This is a genomic window from Nocardia sp. NRRL S-836, assembly GCF_001279525.1.
Taxonomy (GTDB): Bacteria; Actinomycetota; Actinomycetes; order Mycobacteriales; family Pseudonocardiaceae; genus Lentzea.
On the sequence record NZ_LGDY01000096.1, the window covers coordinates 51,780 to 72,835 of the forward strand.

The following is a 21,056-nucleotide window of genomic DNA, read 5'->3' on the forward strand; positions in this document are numbered from 1 at the left end:
TGGTTCGAACCTCGAACAGCAGTTTCGAATCCCCGTGACAACCGCGATCCGCAGGGGACTGTAAGAAGAGCGGTGTAACTCCCGATCATGGAAGTGCACCTGATGACCGACATGATGTCCGGCGTGGAGAACACCGAGGACTCGAAGCCCGCAGCCGGTCTGGATGGCATGGACGAGCAGCTCGTCGCGCAGCTGCTGAGCAGCGCCAAGGCCAGCGGGTTGAAGCTGACCGGTGAGGGTGGGGTGCTGCAGCAGCTGACCAAGCGGCTGCTGGAGTCCGCGCTCGAGGGCGAGATCACCGACCACCTCGGCTATGACAAGCACGACCCGGCCGGCCGCGGGACCGGCAATTCGCGCAACGGCACCCGGTCCAAGACCGTGCTTACCGATGTTGGCCCGGTCGAGATCGATGTGCCCCGTGACCGCGACGCCAGCTTCGAGCCCAAGATCGTCGCCAAGCGGCAGAAGCGCCTGGGTGGTGTGGACGAGATGGTGATCTCTCTGGCTGCCAAGGGACTCACGACCGGGGAGATCTCCGCGCACCTGGCCGAGGTCTATGGCGCCGAGGTGTCGCGGCAGACGATCTCCACGATCACCGACAAGGTGATCGAGGGAATGGTCGAGTGGCAGAGCCGGCCGCTCGACGCGGTATACTCGGTGGTCTTCATCGACGCGATCCACGTGAAAATCCGGGACGGTCAGGTCGCCAACCGGCCGATATACCTCGCGCTCGCGGTCACCTGCGAGGGCCGCCGCGACATCCTCGGATTGGGGGCCGGCGACGGCGGCGAGGGCGCCAAATATTGGCTGCACGTGCTCACCGAACTGAAGAACCGCGGCGTGGCCGACGTGCTCATGGTCGTCTGCGACGGGCTGACCGGCCTACCCGACGCGATCACCACCGTCTGGCCACAGACGATCACTCAGACCTGCGTGGTGCATCTGCTGCGCAACAGTTTCCGTTACGCGGGCCGGCAGCACTGGGCTGCGATCGCCAAGGCCCTCAAGCCGGTCTACACCGCGCCGACCGAGGCCGCAGCCCGTGAGCGGTTCGCCGAGTTCACCGAGGCCTGGGGCGCCCGCTATCCGGCGATTGTGCGGTTGTGGGACAACGCCTGGGCAGAGTTCGTGCCGTTCCTGGCCTTCGATCCGGAGATCCGCAGGGTGATCTGCTCGACCAACGCGATCGAGAGCGTCAACGCCCGCATCCGCCGCGCAGTCAAGGCTTGCGGGCACTTCCCCAACGAGCAGGCCGCGCTCAAGTGCGTCTACATGGCCGTCATGAGCCTGGACCCGACCGGCACCGGCCGCGCACGCTGGACGATGCGCTGGAAACCCGCCCTGAACGCGTTCGAGATCGCCTTCGACGGCCGCCTGGCCGCCGGACGCAAGTAGTTTCCTTCAATCCGAGTTACACCGCTCGTTTGACAGTCCCCCTTTGGCACTCCTGCCGGGGGCACCACGCAGACCTGCTCACCACGAGCAGAGCGTTGCTTCAGGAAGGGCCGCAACCGCCTCGGTTGCGGCCCTTCCTGCTGCCAGGGCCGTTCGGGGTGCACAGCGAACAGGCAGTTGCAGACAGGACGTGCGACTGCGCAGGCGGTAGATTCGACGCAATGGGACGCTCGTCGGTGTTCACCTTCCAGTACATCGCCATCGACACGGAGGCCGGTGTCACGCCGGAGGAGTTCGAGACCTTCGTGCGTGGTGAAGGCGTTCATCTGCCCTTGTACCCAGGGTGGCGGTGGACTCTGCTGCGCGGGTTGCGCGGGGAGCGGGCCGGGCAGTACCTGATGTTGTACGAGATCGAGAGCGCGGAGCAGCGCGACCGCTACGTCACGGCGCGGGGCGAGCAGACCGAGCTGGCCCGGCAGTTCTGGGCGCGGCACCCCGAGGCGGAGGCTGTGCTGGCGCGGTGGCGGCGGCTGGGCACGTTCGGTGAGCTGCCGACGTTGTTCACCGACTACCGGCTGCTGGCCGACAACCCGCGAAGCACGGTCACGCCCGGTCCCCGCTACCGCGACCGTGCGGGGGAGGAGCCCGTCGCCAGGGTCATCGGGATCCACAACCTGGCGTTGCGCGCCGGGGTGACCGAGGAGATGTTCGACCGCTTCATCGCCGAGAACCACCACCGGATCGACGACTACCCGGACTGGCGGTTCCACGTGCTCAAGGGCGAGCGGGGCAACCGACTCGACCAGTACGTGATGATGATGGAGATCGCGAGTGTGGACGCGCTGGACGTGTTCTACCCCGAGCCCGACATCGCCACCGGCGTGGCCGCGGAGTTCGCGGCCACCCACCGTGACACCAAGCAGATGTACGAGGAGTGGAAGCGGCTGGCCTCGTTCTCGGGCTCGCCGCAGATCTACACTGACTACCTCGCCGTCGCGGAGAACCCGGCGTAGCCCGGGATCAGGTGGTGGGGGCCCTGCCCCCGGCTGATCAGGACAAGCGGGCCCAGTCGAGTTCCTGGCGCAGGGCCCACTTCGTGCGGTGCGCGTCGCGGACAGCGGTCATGTGAGTGCGGAAGTCGTCGTCGCGGTCGCAGCGGGCGAACAGCGCCTTCGCCTCGGCCAGCAGGCGGACGGCCGCCTTGTAGGAGTCGCGGGTGCGAACCTCGATCGCCTGGTCGGCAGCGCGGAGCAGGATGGGAATGGCGTCGGCCGGATGGTTTGCGGCACGGACCCGCGCGAGGCGCAGCCACAGGCCGTCCGAGCAGCCGCCGTCGACCGCGGCCTGCCAGGCGGCCTCGTGCTCGTCGTCGGCCAGCAGGATCTCCACCAACGTCGAGCGGCCCGGTGACCAGGGTCCTTTCACCGGCGGTAGGCCGGCGAGGAAGGCGAGTGCGCGTTCCCGCCATTGCGGGAAGTCGCCGGCGGTGACGTCGCGGAGCGCGCGGAAGGTCTCCAGACTCGGCCGGTCGGTGAAGTTGGCCCAGAGCATGTCGCCCGCCCGGTCGAGCCGGCCCGCGCGTGCGTGGATCCCGGCGGCCAGATCACGCAGGCGGAAGTCGGGTTCGAAGTCGGCCAGGCCACGTTCCAGCCAGGTCAGCGCCTCGTCGTCGCGGTCGTCGGCACACAGCCGCTCGGCGATGCGGAGCACGTCGTAAGAGCTTGTCACGTCCCGAGCCAGCACCTCGACCAGCCCATCGGCCCCTCCCGACGACTCGGCCAGCTTCTCCATGAGGTGGGTGATGACGAAGCGACGGGCGCTGTAGTCGTTCGGCTTCTTCGGCGGCAGCTCGCGCCACGCCTGCTCGACGAGCTCCCGGTACCGTGCCAGGCCCGCTGAGCCCAGCACCTCCTCGTACGCGGGCAGGACGTCGAGGAACACCTCGTAGTCGGTGCTCACCGCCCGCGTGACCAGACGTTCGGCCAGCTCCACCGGGTCCGGTGAGCCCGCCTCGCACGCCGCCAGGTGGATCTCCTCCACGCGGGCGATCGCCTCGGACAGCCCGCCGTCGGAGTCGTCCACCCGCTCGGCCGAGGACTCCAGCAGTTCGAGCGCGTACTCGGCGAGGGTGATCGCGGCATCGGCGAACCCTGCGCCGACCAGTCGTTCGACCTCGTCCAGAGCGTCACCGACGTGCAGGAAGTAGCCGTACGCCTCGCCGTATTCGACGTAGTCGGGGATCTCGATGGCGCGTTCCAGGCGGACTCTGATGTCCCGGTCGTCGAACGCGTTCCTCTGCCCGGCCGCGGCGGCGAGCCGGGCACGCAGCACGCGATCGGTTTTCGTGGCCGCCATCAACTGCTCGACCAGCCACTCCCGATCACAACCGCTCAGGAACGACCGCAGCCGCTTGTCGGACAACGGTTTCGCACGCGACTCCCCCACCTCGCCGCCCTGTTCCAGCCACGCCAGCGAAGCAGCGACGCAGTGCTTGCAGAACATGCCCTCGGCGCCGTACGGGCAGGAGCAGCTCCCGCGCAAGCTCTTCGGCGTGACGTCGAGCCGCACGCGATAGGTCCGGGTACCGTCCACCGTTGCGGTCACGGTCGACCCGTCCACCGTGACCCGCCGGACCTGGCCGGCCGCGAAGTACCGCTCGCCTCGCTCGAACGACCTCTCGTCAGCCAGCTTCCGCACCGTGCTCCTGCTCACCGCCACGGCTGCTCATCCTGCCAGGCACCCGACGAGGAGCAGTCCCGCTGCCGCGGCACCTCTACCGAGCGGTGTGGCCGGTCAGCCGCTCCCAGTTGCCGGAGCCGATGGCGGCCTTCTCCTCGTCGGTGAAGGGCGCGTTCTCGAGGAAGGACCTGGCGACGCCGCCGCTGGTGTCCAGGTAGGGGAAGCCGCCCGGCCGGGTGCCGAAGGTGTAGGGGTAGTCGGTCGAGTAGAGCATGCGGTCGGTTCCGACGACCTCGGCCGTCCAGCGCAGGTAGCGCTCGCTGACCGTGCCGCTGCCGGCCACCCAGAAGTTCTGGCGGAAGTAGTCGGCCAACGGCCGCTGCAATCCGGCCATGTCCTGCAGGATCCCGATGTGGTCCAGGTAGAACAGGACGACCTCGCCCCAGTGCCCGGCGATCACCTGCAGGTCGGGATGACGGTCGAACACGCCGGAGAAGATCATCCGCAGGTACTGCACGCCGAGGTCGTAGTACCAGCCCAGTCCTGCGGTCGCCAGCACCGCACCCACTCCGCCGGGCAGTCCCGAGTAGTACGCCTCCTGGACCGCCTGCACGGGGGCCTGCGGGTGGAAGTGCAGCGGGACGCGAAGCCGTTCGGCGGTGGCGTAGAGGACGTCGAACTCCGGCGCGTCGGCCAGTTTGCCGCCGGTGCGGCCGTAGAGCATCGCGCCGCGGAAGCCGAGGTGGGTGACGGCGCGCTCCAGCTCCGCCGCGGCGGCTTCCGGTGAGGACGTCGGGATGGCCGCGAACGCCTGGAACCGCAACGGGTTGCCGCGGACTATCTCGGCGAGTTCGTCGTTGGCCTCACGTGCGACGCGCACGGCATCGGCGGCCGCGAGGTTCTGCACGCCCGGCGAGGCCAGGGACAGCACCGCGACGTCGAGGCCCTGGTCGTCCATGTCGGCGAGGCGTTGATCGCCGACGTCACGCAGCCGTCGCGTGACCGGGTGGTCGTCGCCGTAGCGGTGCGGCTGCAGTCCGGCGCTTCTCCACGCGTCGAGCAGGACCGGGAGGGCCACGTGTTCCTCAAGACCGATGATGCGCAGCTTGTCGGGCATGTCAGCACGTCCTCCACCTGGTGTTTCCATCGGTACGCAGTTCAGCGTATCAGTGAAAACATCAGTGGAAACCGATTTTTGTTATCAATGCGATGGGCGGGACGGCGGGCGGTCGCGGCGAGGACCTCAGCGGTGATCGCCAGGCCGCCGACTCGTGATGCGCCCGCACGATCGTGAAGTCCACACTGGCCAGTTCCAGCCCGACCCGGTGCCGCAAACGGCCGCGAACCCTGTTGCGCCGGCGATGAAGCCGCGTCACCTCCGCGTCCTGCGAGTCCTTTTAGCACACCCGCGGAAGCAATGGAGGCCCTGACCCCTGGCGCGGGCTCCCAGTCGCACTGTCGGTAGTTTGGTCTACATCCAATGCCCGTTCGGGGTCCTCCATGTTGATTACCCCCATTCGATTTGACCGTAAGGGCGGCTTCGGGTAAGCATTCCGCATTCACTAGGAATATCGCCCCTCACACGTTCGAAGGAGCTGGAGATCAACATCTCCGAGAAGCTGGTTCCGCTGCTGTTCTTCGGCATTGTCGCCGCAGCAGGATCCGCGTCGGCCCACATGAGTTCGATGCCGGAGCCGGAGCCCGTGATCACAACGGCCGCGCCCGTGACCACACCAGCTGACAGCACCGACAGCCGCTATTGGCTGAACGAGACTGAGTCGGCTTACCGGTTGGCGTCGTTCGAGTACCGCACGGTATAAGTCCGCGATCGCACGGATTCGAAAGTAATTCAGGTTTTGCTATTGCCCAGGCAGGCCGTTTCAGGCCTGCCTGGGATCAGCAGGCGCGAAACGACACGACGCGAGCGTGGTGGTCGTAGACCGCGGTGAGTCGCCGCAGGTAGGCGATCGACGCTTCGACGCTCAGCGCGGACTCGCGCAAGGACCCGATCAGCTGCCGGAACGGCTGGACGTCGTCGTCCGATGTGGTCACCAGGACTCCGGGCAGGACGGTGATCACCACCTGCCGGTCGTCGTGCACCTCGAAGCCGTGCACGGGTGCCGGCGAGACGGTGGCCCTGGCCGGAACGACGCGCACGACCAGGTTCGGGTGTCCTTCCGCGACTGCGACCAGCTCTCGTACCTGTTCCGTCATGATCTCGGGCGAGCCCACGCGGATGCCCAGTGACTGCTCGAAGACGTAGACCTCGTACCGGAAACCGGGCGCGGCCAACAACCGCCGCCGTTTGCGCCGTAGTGCCGCGGTGGCCTTCGCGGTGCGTTCGGGCAGCGGCCCGGTCAGCGCGAGCAGGTACGCGGGTGTGCGCAGCCAATCCGGCACGACGGCGGGATCGGCCGCCACGACGCGGCCGTTCCTGCCGAGCTTCGCGAGCAGCGCGGTGTGCTCCGTGACGACACCGCGCCGCAGCACGATGCGGTCGGCCGCCTGCTCGATGTGCAGGCGCCGCACCAGTTCGAGGGCGTGGCCGGTCGACGCCGGGTCCATCGCGAAGCCCGTGGCGAGGCGGCGGACGTCGTCAGCGCCCGGCAGCAGGAGACCGTTCTCGATCTTGGAGAGCTTCGACTGCGTGAACCCGGCGCGGCGGGCGGCCTCGGTTCCCGTGAGCTGGGCCCTCTTCCGGTGCTGCCGGAGGAGGGCGCCGAGCTCGGCGAGGTCCTGGTGTGCGTCGTCGGAACGGGCCATCGGCAGATCCTGTCAGTCGAATGGCCGCAAACGTACCGCCGGACGGGTCAGGCGGTCGAGCCGACTCCCTTGATCCGGCCGTCGCGGAACGCGTCCACGAACAGCCGGTGGTCCTCGCGGGTCTGCTGGGCGTAGTCGAGGGCGAACGACACGATCGACTCGGTGAACTCGGCCTCACGGGATCCGATGACCGCGGCGATGGCCTCCTCGCACTGGAAGGCGACGAGGGTCTGCTCGGAGTCCTCGTCGGCGACGCAGTGCATCTTGGCGGTGGCGCGGCCGAGGTAGTCGAGGACGGGGAGCATGTCGGCGGGCTCGGTGAGGTCGGACCAGTCGAGGTCGGCCTCGTAAGGCGAGAGTTCGGAGACGACGTAGCCGACGCCGTCGATCTGGGTGTGGCCGAGCCACGGGTCGGCGTGGGCCTGCAGTGCGCGCTGGGAGACGGCGGTGCGGTGGCCGTGGTCGGTGAAGTACTCGCGGATGCGTTCGTCGGGGACGATGCGGCTCGGGGCGGCGATGTTGGCCTGCTTCATCGAGAGCACGACGTCGTTCTCCAGCGCCTGGGTGCGGCCCTCGACGAGGATGTTGTAGGCGTGCAGGCCGGCCGAGCCGATGCCGAAGCCGCTGCGGCCGACGACGTCCTTCACGGTGTAGGTGCGGCTGCTGGCGCGTTTGCCCTGCGGGATGGTGTCCAGGTAGGCCGTGTAGGCCTGTTCGACGGCGGCGCGGACCTCGGGCGTCAGCTCGTGGGTGCCCTCCCGGTCGCGGCGGAACGTGCGTTCGTAGTCGCGGATCGTGGTCTTCTCGCGCAGCAGGTCGATGCGGGTGGCGAGGCGGGCGCGTTGCAGGACGCGGTGCAGGGCGCCCTCGGTCGTGTCGAGGCCGAGGCTGAACAGCTCGTCGCCAGGCTTCTCGGCGAACGTGCGGACCTGGGCGACGTAGGCGGCCACGTAGGTGCCGATCAGGTCGGTGATCACGCTGTCGGGCAGTGCCTTGCGCCAGCCGAGCAGGGCCATGCTGGCGGCGAAGCGGCGCAGGTCCCAGGTGAACGAGCCGAGGTAGGCCTCGTCGAAGTCGTTCACGTCGAACACGAGCGTGCCCTCGGAGTCCATGTAGGTGCCGAAGTTCTGGGCGTGCAGGTCGCCCTGGATCCAGATCCGGCCGGTGCGCTCGTCGGCCCATTCGTCCGGAAGTTCCGCCATGTCCGCGTAGAACAGGCAGGCGCTGCCCCGGTAGAACGCGAACGGCTCCGCGGCCATCTTCCGGAACTTGTGCCGGAACGCGGCCGGGTCCGCGGTCATCAGGTCGGTGAACGCCTCTTCGAGCACGCTCACAATGCGGTCGCCACGATCGGTCACGGCGGCACCCCTCTCTCCTGATGACAAGGACGCAAAGCCCACCACGCCGGTGCCGTTCCCGCCCGGTGCTGGTGCAAATTTCGTCGGCCGTTCGGCTCGCGTTGACCCGGGCCGGGACGAATCGGGCAGGAATCGAGAAGCCACGGCCGTGCGGCGGCCCCTAGCGTCGCGGGCATGTGCTTCATGTTCGGCGCCAGCAGGGAACAGGTGCGGCACGCGCTCGGCCTCGCGGACGAGGCCGAGCGGGACGAACCGGACGAAGAGAACTCTCCGGTCTACGCCTTGCACTCCAGCAACGTCTGCGCGGAGCTGCCGCCGTAGAGCGACGGGTCCACTGTGGAGCAGTGCTGCCCGATCCACTCCTGGCGGCCGTTGTCGGTGCCGCCGCGTCCGCCCATGCCACCGGCGTTGCCCAGGACGAACTTCAGCCTGCCCTCGCTCACCCACGCCTGGAGCTGGTCGACCGACGGCGCGTTGTCCGAGCCGGAGAACCCGCCCATGCCGATCACCACCTCGTCGGAGCCCATGATGAACGGCGCCGCCGCCTGCGCCGCCCCCGCGACGGCGAGGGTGATCTCGGCGCCACCGCTGTGCTCCTTGGCGTAGTCGAGGATCTTGCGCTGCTCGTCGGACAGTTCCGCACGCCCGCCACCAAACCCGGGACCGACCAGCTGCGGACCGCGGTTGCCGCGCCCGTTCGGCGCCTGCCGCGTTCCGCCCGGCGGCTGCACGCCGTTCGGCGGCACCTGCCCACCAGGCACTTGCCCACCCGGCAGCTGCCCGCCCGGCACCTGCCCGTACCGGAAGAGTTGGCCCACACCGCCCTGGCTCGGCCCCGCGGCGGGCATCACCCCGTTGCCGCTCGCCGTCGCGGCCGTCGCCGTCGACCACACGGCCGGCACCAGCAGCACCGCCACCACCGCGGCGACCAGCCCGGTCCGGCGCAGCCCCGCCAGCAGCACCACGACCGCCACCACCGCGACCCCGGCCACCGCCCACCGCGTCCACCCGAACCACGACGTGTCCCGCGAGACCACCACGAACGCCCACGCCGCGGTGATCGCGACCGCGACCGGCAGCAGGAACCGCACGAAGCTCCTGGCCCGCCAGAACATCACCAGCCCGGCGGCACCGATCGCGGCGACGGCCGGTGCGAGCATCGTCGTGTAGTACGGGTGGAAGATGCCCTGCGCGAAGCTGAACACCGCCATCGTCACCAGCAGCCAGCTGCCCCACATGAACCAGCCCGCGCGTTCGGCCGCGTCGCCGGGAACCTTGCCACGCCAGCGCAACACGCCACCGGCAGCGACCACGAGCAGCACCAGCAGGCACAACGGCAGCAGCCACGAGATCTGCCCGCCGACCGCGCTCGCGAACATCCGGGTGATCCCGGCCTGGCCACCGAACATCGCGCCGCCGCCGGGAGCACCGACGACCTCCACGCCCGGTGGCGGCTGGCCGATCATCCGCTCGCCGCCACCGCGGTTGCCGTCACCGCCGAACACCCGGCCGAGACCGTTGTAGCCGATGATCAGGTCCCACGCGCCGCCGTCGGCCGACCCGCCGATGTACGGCTTGGAGCCCGGCCACCACGCGTGCAGCGCCACCCACCAGAACGACGACGCGACCAGCACCGCACCGGCGCCCAGCAGGTCGAGGAGCCGCCTCTTGAGCGGCGCGTTCGTCGCCACCAGATAGGCCAGCGCGAACCCCGGCACCACGATCCACGCCTGCAGCATCTTCGTCAGGAAGCCGCAGCCGATGAAGAAAGCGCACCACAGCAACCACTTCGTGCGCACCCGGCTCTCCGGGGCCCGCACCGACCGCGTGAACGCGTAGGCGGCGGCGACCAGCGTCAGCACCAGCAGCGTGTCCGGGTTGTTGTCCCGGTTGATCGCCACGGTGATCGGCGTCAGGGCGAGGATCAACGCCGCGAGCAGCGCCACCTTCTCGTCGGCCCACAGCCGGACCGCGCGGTGCAGCAGGAACACCGCCGCGACGCCCTCGGCGACCTGCGGCAGCAGCACCGCCCAGCCGTGGAACCCGAACAGCCACACCGCGACCGCCTGCGGCCACAACGCCATCGGCGGCTTGTCGACGGTCACCACGCCGGCCGGGTCGAACGAGCCGAACAGGAAGTGGGTGAACGACGTCGACATCGACTTCGCGGCGGCCGCGTAGTAGGCGTTGCCCACCTGGCCCGCCCCGATCTGCCACACGTACAGCGCACCGGCGGCCGCGCAGATCGCCGCGAGCGCCCAGGCCGGCCAGCGCGCCGGCCGGGTTTCCGCTGGCGTGGCAACAGGTGCGGCCACCTCGGCAGTGGCGGTCATGCTGAGTCCTTTCGGTCGTCCCTGCGGAACACCCAGCTCCGCAACAGGAAGAAACGTCCCGCCGTGCCCACGGCCGACGAGCCGAGCAGCACCGCCAGCTCCAGCAGGCGCGGCGGATCGGGGGTGGCCGCGTGCAGCACGAGCAGCGCGGCCGAGGTGAACGCGTAGTAGAGGCCGAACACCACGAGACCCTGCAGGTGCGTCCTGCCGCGGGCGGTGTTGCGGGCCGTGAAGGTGAAGCGCCGGTTGGCCTCCGTGTTGACCAGGGTGGTGATCACGAGTGCGAGCAGGTTCGCCGTCAGCACCGGCCACCACGTGCGGAAGACGCCGTACAGGGCCAGGTTCGCGAGCGTGGAGACCACGCCGATCACCGCGAACGACAGCACCTGCCACGACAGCCCGCCTTCGCTGCGGCTGAGCACGGCGTCGGGGTGGATCGCCCGCGGCGCGGGCCGTTGCGGCAGACCGGGTACGCGGGCGGTGCCGTTCGCCTTGGCCTTCGCCACCCTGACCAGCCCCTTCACGTCGTCCAGCGCGGTGGCCAGCACGTCGACCCGGCTGTCCACGTCCTCGACCCAGTCCACCGGCACCTCGTGCACGCGCAGACCGTTGTGCTCGGCCAGGAGCAGCAGCTCCGTGTCGAAGAACCACGCGTCGTCGCCCGCCCGTTCGAGCAGCGGGCGGACCACCTCCAGCCGCGCCGCCTTGAAGCCGCACTGCGCGTCGCTGAACCGCGCGCCGTGCGTGAGCCGGATCAGCGCGTTGTAGCCGCGTGACACCAGTTCGCGCCGCGGTCCGCGCACGGTCCGCGCGCCCGGTGCGTGCCGGGAGCCGATCGCGAGGTCGGAGTGGCCGTTGACCAGCGGCGCGACCAGCGGCAGGAGCCCGTCCAGGCCGGTGGACAGGTCGACGTCCATGTACACGACCACGGCGGCCTCGCTGGCGCCCCACGCCTCCTTCAGCGCGAGCCCGCGGCCCTTGCGGTCGAGGTGGTGCACGCGCACCCGGTCGTACCGCCCGGCCAGGTCGTGCGCGGTGGCCAGGGTCGCGTCGGTGCTCGCGTTGTCGACGACCACGATCGACCAGTCGAACGGGAACTGCTCGCGCAGGAACCCGTGCAGCACCTCGACGCACCCCGGCAGCGCGCGTTCCTCGTTGAAGACGGGGATCATGATGTCCACGGCCGTCGTGGTCCTGTCGTCACGGCGCCGCACCGCGGCTGGCGCCCCGCTGACCGCCATCTGCTCTCCGTTCCACTGTGGACACACCGGTTCGTTCCGAGTCCCAGGTTCGCGGCGCGGTCGTGAGAACGTCCTTGGCTTCTGCTGAGAGATTCGTGAGAGCCCGCGTGCTCACACAGCGGGCTCACAGACTCCGGCCTTACCGTCGCTGCCATGCGACTGCTGGTGGTGGACGACGACCCGGACGTGCGGGACAGCCTGCGGCGCAGCCTGGAGTTCGAGGGCTACGAGGTCACCACAGCCGCGGACGGTGCGGAGGCGTTGGGCCGGCTCACCGGCGTCGACCTCGCGATCCTCGACCTGATGATGCCGAACGTCGACGGCTCGGAGGCCTGCCGCAGGTTGCGCGCGGCCGGAGAGCGCTTGCCGGTGCTCATGCTGACCGCGCGGGACGCGTTGGGCGACCGGGTGACCGGCCTGGACGCCGGTGCCGACGACTACCTCGTCAAACCGTTCGCGCTGGAGGAGCTGCTGGCCCGCGTGCGCGCGTTGCTCAAGCAGAACCGCCGCCGCGCGCAACCGTCGGCGCTGCAGTTCGCCGACCTGCGGATGGACCCGGCCGAACGCGCCGTCTGCCGCGGCGGTGTCCGGCTCGACCTGACGCCGACCGAGTTCGACCTGCTCGCCGTGTTCCTCGCCGATCCCGGCCGGTTGCTGTCCAAGCAGCACCTCAAGCACGCGGTGTGGGGCCACGACCAGGGCACCAACAACCTCGACGTGTACATCGGCTACCTGCGCCGCAAGACCGAGGCCGGTGGCCGTTCCCGGCTGCTGCACACCGTGCGCGGCATGGGTTTCATCCTGCGCGAGTCGCCGTGAGGGGCCCCGTGCTGCTGCGGAGCAAGCTCGCGGTCATCACCGCGTGCGTCGTCGCCGTCGCGATCGCCGGCATCAGCGTCGTCACGTGGCTGGTCACCGAGCACAACCTGCGTTCCCAGCTCGACAAGTCGCTGCTGGCGAGCCTGCCGCCGCCGATCCGCCTCCCGCAGGCGCCCGGTGAGCTGCGGGTGTTCAAGCTGCGCTGCGACCAGGGTGTCCCGGGCGAGGGGCTGCAGCAGGTGCTGCAAGGCATCCAGGAGCTCCGGCCGGACGGCAGCACGTGCGCGCCGCCCGGCGTCGACCCGGTCGTCACCACCACCGCCGACCTCCGGACGCGGACCGCCACGTTCCGCGACGGCGTGACCCGCTCCGGCGCCTCGGCACGGGTGCTGCTCCAGCCGCTGGACAACGGCGCCGTGCTGGTGCTCAGCCGCAGCCTCGCCGAGATCGACGGCACGCTCACCACGCTCGCCGGTGTGCTCGTGAGCGTCTCCGCGCTGGGCGCGTTGCTCGTGGCGGCGGGTGGTCTATGGCTCACGAGGCGCGCGCTCGCACCGATGGAACGCCTTACGGAAACGGCCGAACACATCGCCCGCACCGAGGACCTGACCACCCCGGTCACCGTCTCCGGCCAGGACGAGGTCGGCCGGCTGGGCCGGGCGTTCACCGCGATGACCGCCGCGCTCGCCGAGTCCCGCCGCAGGCAGCGCGACCTGGTCAACGACGCCGCGCACGAGCTGCGCACACCGTTGACCAGCCTGCGCACCAACATCGACCTGCTGGTCCGCGCCGAGCAGACGGGCCGCGAGCTGCCCGGCCGTGGCGAGGTCCTGGACCGGCTCCAATCCCAAAGCCGCGAGTTCAGCGACCTGGTCAACGAGCTGGTCGTGCTCGCCCGCGACGACCGCGAGCTCGCCCGTGACCCGGTGGCCGTCGGCGCGGTGGTCGACCGCGCGGTCCGCAGGGCCCGCAGCCGGGCCCACGACCACGTCTTCGACGTTGACCGGGCGGACTGGTCGGTGCTCGGCGACGCGGCCGCGCTCGAACGCAGCGTGCTGAACCTGCTGGACAACGCGGTGAAGTTCGGCCCGGCCGGCTCCACGATCACCGTCCGCTCCGGACCCGGCTGGCTCACCGTCACCGACGAGGGCCCCGGGGTGGCACGCGAGCACCGTTCCGCGGCGTTCGAACGGTTCTGGCGCGCTCCCGACGCGCGCGGGCTGCCCGGCTCCGGCCTGGGCTTGGCGATCGTGGCGGACATCGTTGCCGTGCACGGCGGATCGGTCCGCTTCGTGCCTAACGGACGTGGCGCCTCGGTGCGCGTCGAGCTGCCGCCGCACCGACCCGTTGCGGTTGCACGGGCCCAGAAGTCAGCATCACGAAGCACACCAGCACCAGGATCGCTCCGCACGCCACCCATGTCAGCGTTCTGACCGAGTCCACCGGCGCGGGCGCCCCGATGCCGAACACCAGCAACGGCAGCCCCAGCGCGTAGCAGACCGCCGCCGCGAAGGGCCGCCCCGCGCCACTGAGCAGCAACGGCACCGCGGCGACCGCCGTCAGCACGGCGAACCCGAGCCAGCCGTAGGTCAGCCCGGCGTGCAACGCGGCGGTGATGCCCGCACCGTCCTTCGCACGCACAGCGAGCTCGGCCTCCTCCACGGTCTTGAGGCCAATCACGGCCCGTATACCTGCCGCAGCAGCAGTAGCCACCAACGACCAGCCCAGCACCGTGCGACCGCGCCGCACCGCATCCACGCGTTTCCTGGTGTCCACGCAGTTCAGTGTGTTGCCGCTACGGCGTGACGTGCGCGCGCAGACGCCCAGGTGCACTCGGTCGGGTGTCAGTGCTGGTGACAGCTCCTAGCGCACCTCGGGCCTCCGGTCGATCACCGGCGAACCCGTGCGTGAGCTGGGGATGTCGCGCTCGGACTGGAGCTCGTCCAGGTCGGCCGCGAGCAGCGTGGCGCGGTGCGGATCGAGGTCGGCGAAGATCGCCTGGGCTCTTTCGAGCGCCTCGATCGCGCCTTCCCGCCGGTCCGCGCGGCCGAGGATGCCGCCGAGCACGCTGAGTGCGCGCGCCTCGCTCAGCGAGGCCCCGACGCGGCCGCAGAAGCGATATGCCTGACGCGCGTACTGCTTCGCCTTGAACAACTCGCCGTCGTCCAGCTCGATCTCGCTCAGTAGCGCGCAGACCTCTCCGACCATGCCGACGGCATGCAGCCGTGCGTGCTTCCAGAGCGCGGCCTCCGCGAACCCCCGCGCTTCCGCGGTGCGTTCCTGGGCGAACCGCAGGGCACCGAGAAGGAGCAGCACGGTCGCTTCCGTCGCCTCGTCCTCCTGGGTTCGCGCCAGTTCCAGTGCCTGGCAGTAGTAGTCCGCCGCACGCTCGTACTCGAAGGCGTGTTTGTAGGCTTCTCCGGCGCGGAGGAGGAAGAACTTCTCGATGCCACGCCCGCGTTCACCGAGCTGCCTGACCATCGCCAGGGCCCGCTCGTGGGAGTCGATCCCCATCAGGATCGACCCGGTCGCCACCAGGATCCGTGCGCCGGTGTGCAGGCACACCGCGATGCCGACCGTCTGGTCACCGGCGGCCCGCACGAAACCCAGGTGCGCCTGGTGCACGTGGTACTCGGCCTGGCGGTACTCCTGGCGCTGCAGGTGGGTGAACCCGAGCTGCAACCTCAGCGCGGCGGCGTCTTCCTCGGCCGGTTCGCCGAGCTGTTCCGCGGCGGCGATGCCGGCGTGCAGGAGGTTCAGCACGTCGCCGGTGAGGCCCTGCCTCAACCAGATCTCCCCCACCAGCTGGGGAATCTGCACGGCGTGCTCCAGGTAACCGGCCTCCAGGGCGAACCGCACGAGTGCGACGAGGTTCTGCGCTTCGACCGTTCCCCAGTGGTGGGCCGCGGCGACGTCCGTGAACTCCAGGGCGTCGACGTCCTCGGCACTGTCCGATGTGGGCACCCGGAAGCCGGTGGAGAACATCTTCTGGTCGGCCCGCTCGGCGGTCCGCAGGTAGTAGTCGAGCATGCGGCGCTCGATCGCCATCCGCTCCTCGGCGTCCTCCAGCAGGCTGGCCGAGAACTCCCGCAGCAGGTCGTGCAGCTTGAACCGGTCGAGCTCGCCGGCCTGGTCCAGCAGGCGGGCCTCGGCCAACGCGTCCAGCGCCTCGTGCACCCGCCGGGCCGGGAGGGCGGCCATCGCCGCGGCGGCGCGCACGGTGATCCCGGAACCGGGGTGCGCGCCGATCGCGCGGAACAGGAGCCGTGCATCGGGGTCGAGGGCGCGCAACGACTGCGTGAAGACGGCGCGGGGGCCGTGCGAGACGCCGATGTCGAGGACGCCCCGCTCGCGGAAGTGGCTGACGAAGGCGCTCAGCTGCACGGAGGGGCGGGTGGCGATGTGGTTGGCGAGGACCTTCAACGCGATCGGCAGGCCTCCGCACACCTGGGCGAGGTCGGCGAGGGCGGCGCTGTCGCTGCCGCGGGCGCCGATGCGGTCGACCAGCAGGCGGCCGGCCTCATCGGTGTCCAGCGGCTCGATCGAGATGCGGTGGGGTGTGAGGCGGGCGGCGAGGCCGGAGAGGCGCGACCGGCTCGTCAGCACGACCAGGCAGGAGGAGAACAGCGGCAGCAGCGAGTGGACCTGGGCGGTGTTCCTGGCGTTGTCGAGCACCACCAGCAGGCTGCGGCCGGAGACCGCGGACTGGAGCTTGGCGAGGCGGTGCTCGGGGTTGGCGATGCGGTCCGGCGGGATGCCGAACCCCTGCAGGAAGCGGTCCACGACGGACGACGCGTCCACGACGGCGCCGTCGGAGAAGCCGTGGAGGTCGACGAAGAGCACGCCGTCGGGGAAGCGGGAGCGGCGGGTGTGCGCCCAGTGCACGACGAACGCCGTCTTGCCGACGCCACCGACCCCGTCCACCACGACGATCCCCGGTCGTGCGGCCATGGCGTCGAGGGCGGCGAGGTTGTCCCCGTGCCCCACGAACGTCGGGACGTCGAGCGGGAGCTGTTGCGGGACGAGCACTCCCGCGGCACCGGTCTGCGGCTCGGTGCGGGCGACCCCGTGCGCCTTGAGGTGCTCGTGGAACTCCAGCAGGTCGCGTGCGGCTGCGTCGTTCACCGCCGCTTTGAACGACTGGTAGGCACTCAGGTAGAGCCCTGTCGCCTCTTCGGTGCGGGACAACAGGTAGAGCGCCTCGAGCCGCCGTTTGAGCAACACCGGGTGGGCGAGGTAGTCGGGCGCGAGCTCGTCGAGCTCCGTCAGCACGCGCGGGTACTCGCCGAGCACGAGGTACTCCGTGCACAGCAGGTCGTAGGCGGGGATCCGCACGTTCCGCTCGGCCTGGGCGCGCCAGGCGTCGGCGCGGTCGGATCTGAGCTCGTCCAGTGGCCGCTGGTGGCGCCAGATGGTGAATGCGCCGCGAATCGCGTCGAGGGCCTGCTGATGATCACCGCGCCGGGCCAGAGCACGTGCGCGGTCGACCTGATCACGGTACTGGAAGTAGTCGACGGCATTGCGGTCCACGTCGACGCGAAAGGCGCCGTTGACGACCGGCAATTCCACCCGGATCTGCATCGATTCGAAGGCGCGGCGAATTCTCGACGAATACGAGTACAACGTTTGCACCGGGTTGTTCGGCAGTTCGTCGTCGTCGCCCCACACCCATTCGGCCAGCTCCAGCGCAGGTATCGGCTGCCCTGGTCGGGTGAGCAGCACCGCCAACATGGCGCGCAGCTTCAGCTGCCCCCATTGCGTGCGGACGACACCGCCGACCCGTATCCCCGTTTGTCCCAGAATCGTGAATCGCGCATCCACCAGCGCCACCCCTCGCGTCCCCGAACAAAGTGTCCTCCGCATTCCGCGGTAATGCAACGCACACGTGCGGGCATACGTGACAGTTAGGTGACAGTCCATTGACATGTGCTTGTGAATAGCGCCTTGAACACCTCGGGCCACCTTGATCAGCACGGGGTTGAACTGCGCGAACAGTTTCTGACAGCTCAATGAACACCCCGGCCGGGACCGTCGGTGCACCACTTCGACCGAGGGAGCCCGAGATGAACTGGTTCACGACGCCGCTCGGCACGGGCGGTGCACACCGGGTGACGGTGCCCGGATGCCGCAGGGTGCTGGTGATCGTCCCGAGCGTGGTGGCCGGGACGCGGTTGCTCGACCTGCTGCCGCTGCTGGAGGCCGACCACCGCCTGCAGACCTACTTCACGCTGCCGGAGCCGTGCGGCGCCACCACCGCGTTCGTCGACGCGATCGGCGGGCTGGTGATCCCGTGGGAACTGGCTCTGCAACACGAGTTCGACCTCGTCCTCGCGGCGAGCTACCGGTTCGTCGACCGCGCGCCCGGCCCGGTCCTCGTCCTCCCGCACGGCGCGAGCGCGTTGAAGTCGCGCCGGACCGTCCGCCACACCGCGGAGCCGGTGCACGGGCTCGACCGGCAGCTGCTCATGCGCGACGGCAAGGTGCACGCGGCGGCGATCGTGCTGTCCCACGACCGTGAGCTCGACACGCTCGCTGGGTCCTGCCCGGAGGCGCTGGACAGGGCCGTGGTGGCGGGCGACCTCTGCCTCGACCGGATGCGTGCGAGCCTGCCGTTCCGCGAGCACTACCGCCGGGCGCTGGGCGTCGAGCCCGGCGAGACGCTGGTGACGATCAGCTCGACGTGGACACCGGAGTCGACGTTCGCCCGCCGCCCGGAGCTGTACCGGGAGCTGCCGCGCACAGCCAGGGTCGCGGCGGTGCTGCACCCCAACATCAGCGCGGCGCACGGCACCTGGCAGGTGCGCGCGTGGCTGGCCGGCAGCGACGTGACCGTCATCCCGCCGGAGGAGGGCTGGCGGGCAGCGGTGATCGCGAGCGACGTCGTCATCGGCGACCACGGCTCGACGACGCAGTACGCGGCCGCGATCGGTAGGCGGGTGCTGCTCGCGACCTGTCCGGAGGTCCGCGCGGGCAGTCTCGCCGACGTGCTGCGCCGGCAGGTACCGACCTACGCGGGCGATCTCACCGCGGCGGTGCGGGTACCCGGTTTCGCGGACCTCGTCAGCTCGCGTCTCGACCGGGCGAAGGAGATCCTGCGCGCGGCGATGTACGACCTGATCGGCATCGTGGAGCCCGCCCACGCCACCCCGGTCGCACCGGTGCCGGTGAGCCGTGTTCGTTGACGAGGGCGTGCACAGGGAGAGCGGTGTGCTGCTGGTGCGCACCGACCGGGCGGCGCGGCGGTGGTGGACGATCGCGGACGTGCTGCTGACGGCGCCGGAGCCGTCAGCGGAGCTCGCCCTCGCCGTCGCCAGGCTCGTGCTGGGCCGCTACGTCGGCTGCTCGCTCGTCCTCGTTCCGATCGAGAGCGCCGAGCCGGTCCCTGACGCGGTCAGCGCTCGGGTCGAACGATTCGCCGTAGCAAGCCAGCGCGGCACGGTAGTGGTCACGGGCGACGGGCAGGTCGCCCTGCCGTTCGGCGATCTCGCCCAGCAGCTCGAACGCGTCGGCCATGTGCAGTGGTGAGCCGGCGTCCCGGACGTCCGCGAGCACACCGCTGGCCAGTCCGAGCGACTCGTCGAACCGGCCGGCGCGCAGCAGCGCGCGGGCGAGGAACATCCGCGCCCGCGCCTTGTCCACCACGTTGTCCAGCAACGCCTCCGACTCCCGCAGCTCGATGACGGCCTCGTCCAGGCGGCCCAGCTCGACCAGCACCTCGCCCACGCGCCGCCGGGCGAGCCCGATGCCGCGGACGCGGCCGTGCCGGGTCTCCACGTCGACGCCCTCGCGGAAGTACCGCAGCGCGACCTCGAACTCGCCCCTGAGCCGGTGGACGTGCCCGAGCTGCACCAGCGCGGTCGCCCGGCTGCCGAGGTCGTGGTCGCCAGCGAGCTCCAGCACGACCCGCACCTGCTCCTCCACCTCGTCGAGCCGGCCAAGGTTGCGCAACGCGACGGCGAGCTGGATGCGCAGCCTGGCCTCGGCGGTCTGCTCCCCGCACGCCTGCGCCGCGGCCACCGCGAGCTGGTGGGTGAACAACCAGTCCGAGTAGTGGTGGCGGCGCTGGAACAGGGCGAACATCGCCTCGGCGAGCTGCCAGACCAGCTCCGGCCAGCCGTGGCTCTCGGCCGCGCGCAACGACTGCACGAGGTTGTCGCGCTCGTAGTCGAGCCAGTCGAGCGCCTCGGCCCGCGAGCCGAACGCGTCCGGATCGGCCGACTTGAACCGCAGCCCCACCCGCGGGCGGCCGGGAATCGCCGCGGAGTCGGCGACGACCGCCTTGTCGAGGTAGAACTCCACGGCCCGCTGGACGGCCTCCTCGACGTCCGCGTCGTCCTGTTCCCGTGCGTGCAGGCGCAGGAGGTCGTGGAACCGGAACCGGTCGTCACCGACCTCGCTGAGGAGGTTCTTCTCGACGAGGTCGTCCAGGTCGTCCTCGACCTCTCCGACCTCGTCGGCGAGCATCGCGGCGGCGACCTCGACACCGAAGCTCGGTCCCGGGTGCCACGAGGTCAAGCGGTAGAGCCGGGCCTGCCGCGGCGGCAGGTCCACATAGGACAGGTCGAGCACCGCGCTCACCGAGGCGGAGCCGCCGAGGTCCAGGTGGGACAGCCGCCGGTTCTCGGTCCTCAGCTCGTCGACCTCCCTGGCGAGGCTGCGGCGCGGCCGCCGGGACAGCCTGGCGCCGATGACGCCGAGCGCGATCGGCATCCCGCCGCACAACCGCGCCAGCTCGCGGGCGGCGTCGGCCTCGACCGCGAGCCTGCGTTCACCCAGCACCCGCTCCAGCAGCTCCACCGACGCCTGCACCCCCATCGGGTCCACCTCGATGAACCTGGCGCCGTCCATGCCCAGCGGGCTCAGCCGCCACCGGCTCGTCACCACGACCACGCAGCTCGCCGACGCGGGCAGCAGCGGCCGCACCTGTCCGGCGCTGGCGGCGTTGTCGAGCAAGATCGCGAAGGAGCGGTCGGCCGTCAGCGAGCGGAACAACGCCTGCCGGCGCGGCAGGCCCGGCGGCACCACCTCGACGCCGAGCGCGCCGAGGAACCACTCCAGCACCTCGTCCGGCTGGGCGGCCTCGGCGTGGGCGCCGAGGTCGACGTAGAGCTGGCCGTCCGGGAACTGCTCGCGCGTGTCGTGCAGCCACCGCAGCGCCAGCGAGGTCTTGCCGACACCGCCGGGCCCGCTGACCACCACGAGCAGCTGGTCGTCCTCGTGCTCCCGCCACCGTTCGAGCGCCGTCAGCTCGTCGTCCCTGCTGACGAACAGCCTCGGTGCGGGCGGCAGCTGCCGGGGCACCGGGTTTCCCGCCGGGACGGAATGGAAGTGGACGCTGCCGATCGACCCCGCCTGCACCACGTTGCCGCTGACCTGCCCGGACACGGTGTTCTCGACTTCGGCCACCCGGCATCACCCCAACGCTCCACGCTACGACGTGGAAGAGATCCATGGCACCCCGTCTCAAT

The 21,056-nt window shown here is 70.3% G+C and carries 14 protein-coding genes; 6 read left to right on the forward strand and 8 right to left on the reverse strand.

What is annotated here, in order from left to right:
- The first annotated feature begins 168 nt into the window (after nt 1-168).
- Nucleotides 169-1,395: an IS256 family transposase gene (locus ADL03_RS18430; protein WP_197288445.1), complete on the forward strand. Its 1,227-nt coding sequence runs from the start codon at nt 169-171 to the stop codon at nt 1,393-1,395.
- Between the two features lie 221 nt (nt 1,396-1,616).
- Nucleotides 1,617-2,408 carry a hypothetical protein gene (locus ADL03_RS18435; RefSeq protein ID WP_053734717.1) on the forward strand — a complete coding sequence of 264 codons (792 nt, stop codon included), beginning with the start codon at nt 1,617-1,619 and terminating at the stop codon, nt 2,406-2,408.
- Nucleotides 2,409-2,445: 37 nt separating this feature from the next.
- Here the strand turns inward: ADL03_RS18435 and ADL03_RS18440 are convergent, their stop codons facing one another.
- The 4 genes from ADL03_RS18440 to ADL03_RS18455 all read right to left on the reverse strand — a co-directional run bounded on the left by ADL03_RS18440 (nt 2,446) and on the right by ADL03_RS18455 (nt 8,138).
- Entirely contained in the window at nt 2,446-4,092 is a 1,647-nt protein-coding gene (locus ADL03_RS18440) for an SWIM zinc finger domain-containing protein (RefSeq protein ID WP_157528906.1), read from the reverse strand.
- Between the two features lie 76 nt (nt 4,093-4,168).
- A complete protein-coding gene (locus ADL03_RS18445; RefSeq protein ID WP_053734719.1) occupies nt 4,169-5,191 on the reverse strand; it encodes an amidohydrolase family protein in 1,023 nt (340 codons plus the stop codon).
- A 779-nt stretch (nt 5,192-5,970) separates the two neighbouring features.
- The gene (locus ADL03_RS18450; RefSeq protein ID WP_053734720.1) at nt 5,971-6,837 is read right to left on the reverse strand and encodes a Scr1 family TA system antitoxin-like transcriptional regulator; all 867 of its coding nucleotides are present in this window, start codon (nt 6,835-6,837) and stop codon (nt 5,971-5,973) included.
- Nucleotides 6,838-6,884: 47 nt separating this feature from the next.
- Nucleotides 6,885-8,138: a DUF2252 domain-containing protein gene (locus tag ADL03_RS18455; protein WP_082373256.1), complete on the reverse strand. Its 1,254-nt coding sequence runs from the start codon at nt 8,136-8,138 to the stop codon at nt 6,885-6,887.
- A gap of 231 nt (nt 8,139-8,369) precedes the next feature.
- Between ADL03_RS18455 and ADL03_RS47155 the strand changes: the two genes are divergently transcribed.
- On the forward strand, nt 8,370-8,516 hold the full coding sequence (locus ADL03_RS47155; protein WP_157528908.1) for a hypothetical protein: 147 nt from the start codon (nt 8,370-8,372) through the stop codon (nt 8,514-8,516).
- Here the strand turns inward: ADL03_RS47155 and ADL03_RS18460 are convergent.
- Both ADL03_RS18460 and ADL03_RS18465 read right to left on the reverse strand, forming a co-directional pair.
- Entirely contained in the window at nt 8,471-10,528 is a 2,058-nt protein-coding gene (locus tag ADL03_RS18460) for a glycosyltransferase family 39 protein (protein WP_053734721.1), read from the reverse strand. The genes ADL03_RS47155 and ADL03_RS18460 overlap by 46 nt on opposite strands.
- The gene (locus ADL03_RS18465) at nt 10,525-11,769 is read right to left on the reverse strand and encodes a glycosyltransferase (RefSeq protein ID WP_053734722.1); all 1,245 of its coding nucleotides are present in this window, start codon (nt 11,767-11,769) and stop codon (nt 10,525-10,527) included. Before ADL03_RS18465 ends, ADL03_RS18460 begins: the two co-directional genes overlap by 4 nt.
- A 153-nt stretch (nt 11,770-11,922) precedes the next feature.
- On the opposite strand from ADL03_RS18465, the gene ADL03_RS18470 reads away from it, so the two are divergent.
- Nucleotides 11,923-12,588: a response regulator transcription factor gene (locus tag ADL03_RS18470; RefSeq protein WP_053734723.1), complete on the forward strand. Its 666-nt coding sequence runs from the start codon at nt 11,923-11,925 to the stop codon at nt 12,586-12,588.
- The gene (locus ADL03_RS18475; RefSeq protein WP_197288437.1) at nt 12,585-14,021 is read left to right on the forward strand and encodes a HAMP domain-containing sensor histidine kinase; all 1,437 of its coding nucleotides are present in this window, start codon (nt 12,585-12,587) and stop codon (nt 14,019-14,021) included. Before ADL03_RS18470 ends, ADL03_RS18475 begins: the two co-directional genes overlap by 4 nt.
- A gap of 430 nt (nt 14,022-14,451) precedes the next feature.
- Here ADL03_RS18475 and ADL03_RS18480 read toward each other — a convergent pair whose 3' ends face one another.
- Nucleotides 14,452-17,319: an NB-ARC domain-containing protein gene (locus ADL03_RS18480; RefSeq protein WP_053734724.1), complete on the reverse strand. Its 2,868-nt coding sequence runs from the start codon at nt 17,317-17,319 to the stop codon at nt 14,452-14,454.
- 332 nt (nt 17,320-17,651) lie between these two features.
- On the opposite strand from ADL03_RS18480, the gene ADL03_RS18485 reads away from it, so the two are divergent.
- Complete coding sequence (locus ADL03_RS18485) at nt 17,652-18,770, forward strand: hypothetical protein (RefSeq protein WP_053734725.1); 1,119 nt, start codon at nt 17,652-17,654, stop codon at nt 18,768-18,770.
- A 103-nt stretch (nt 18,771-18,873) separates the two neighbouring features.
- Here the strand turns inward: ADL03_RS18485 and ADL03_RS18490 are convergent, their stop codons facing one another.
- On the reverse strand, nt 18,874-20,994 hold the full coding sequence (locus tag ADL03_RS18490) for a tetratricopeptide repeat protein (RefSeq protein WP_053734726.1): 2,121 nt from the start codon (nt 20,992-20,994) through the stop codon (nt 18,874-18,876).
- Nucleotides 20,995-21,056 lie beyond the last annotated feature (62 nt).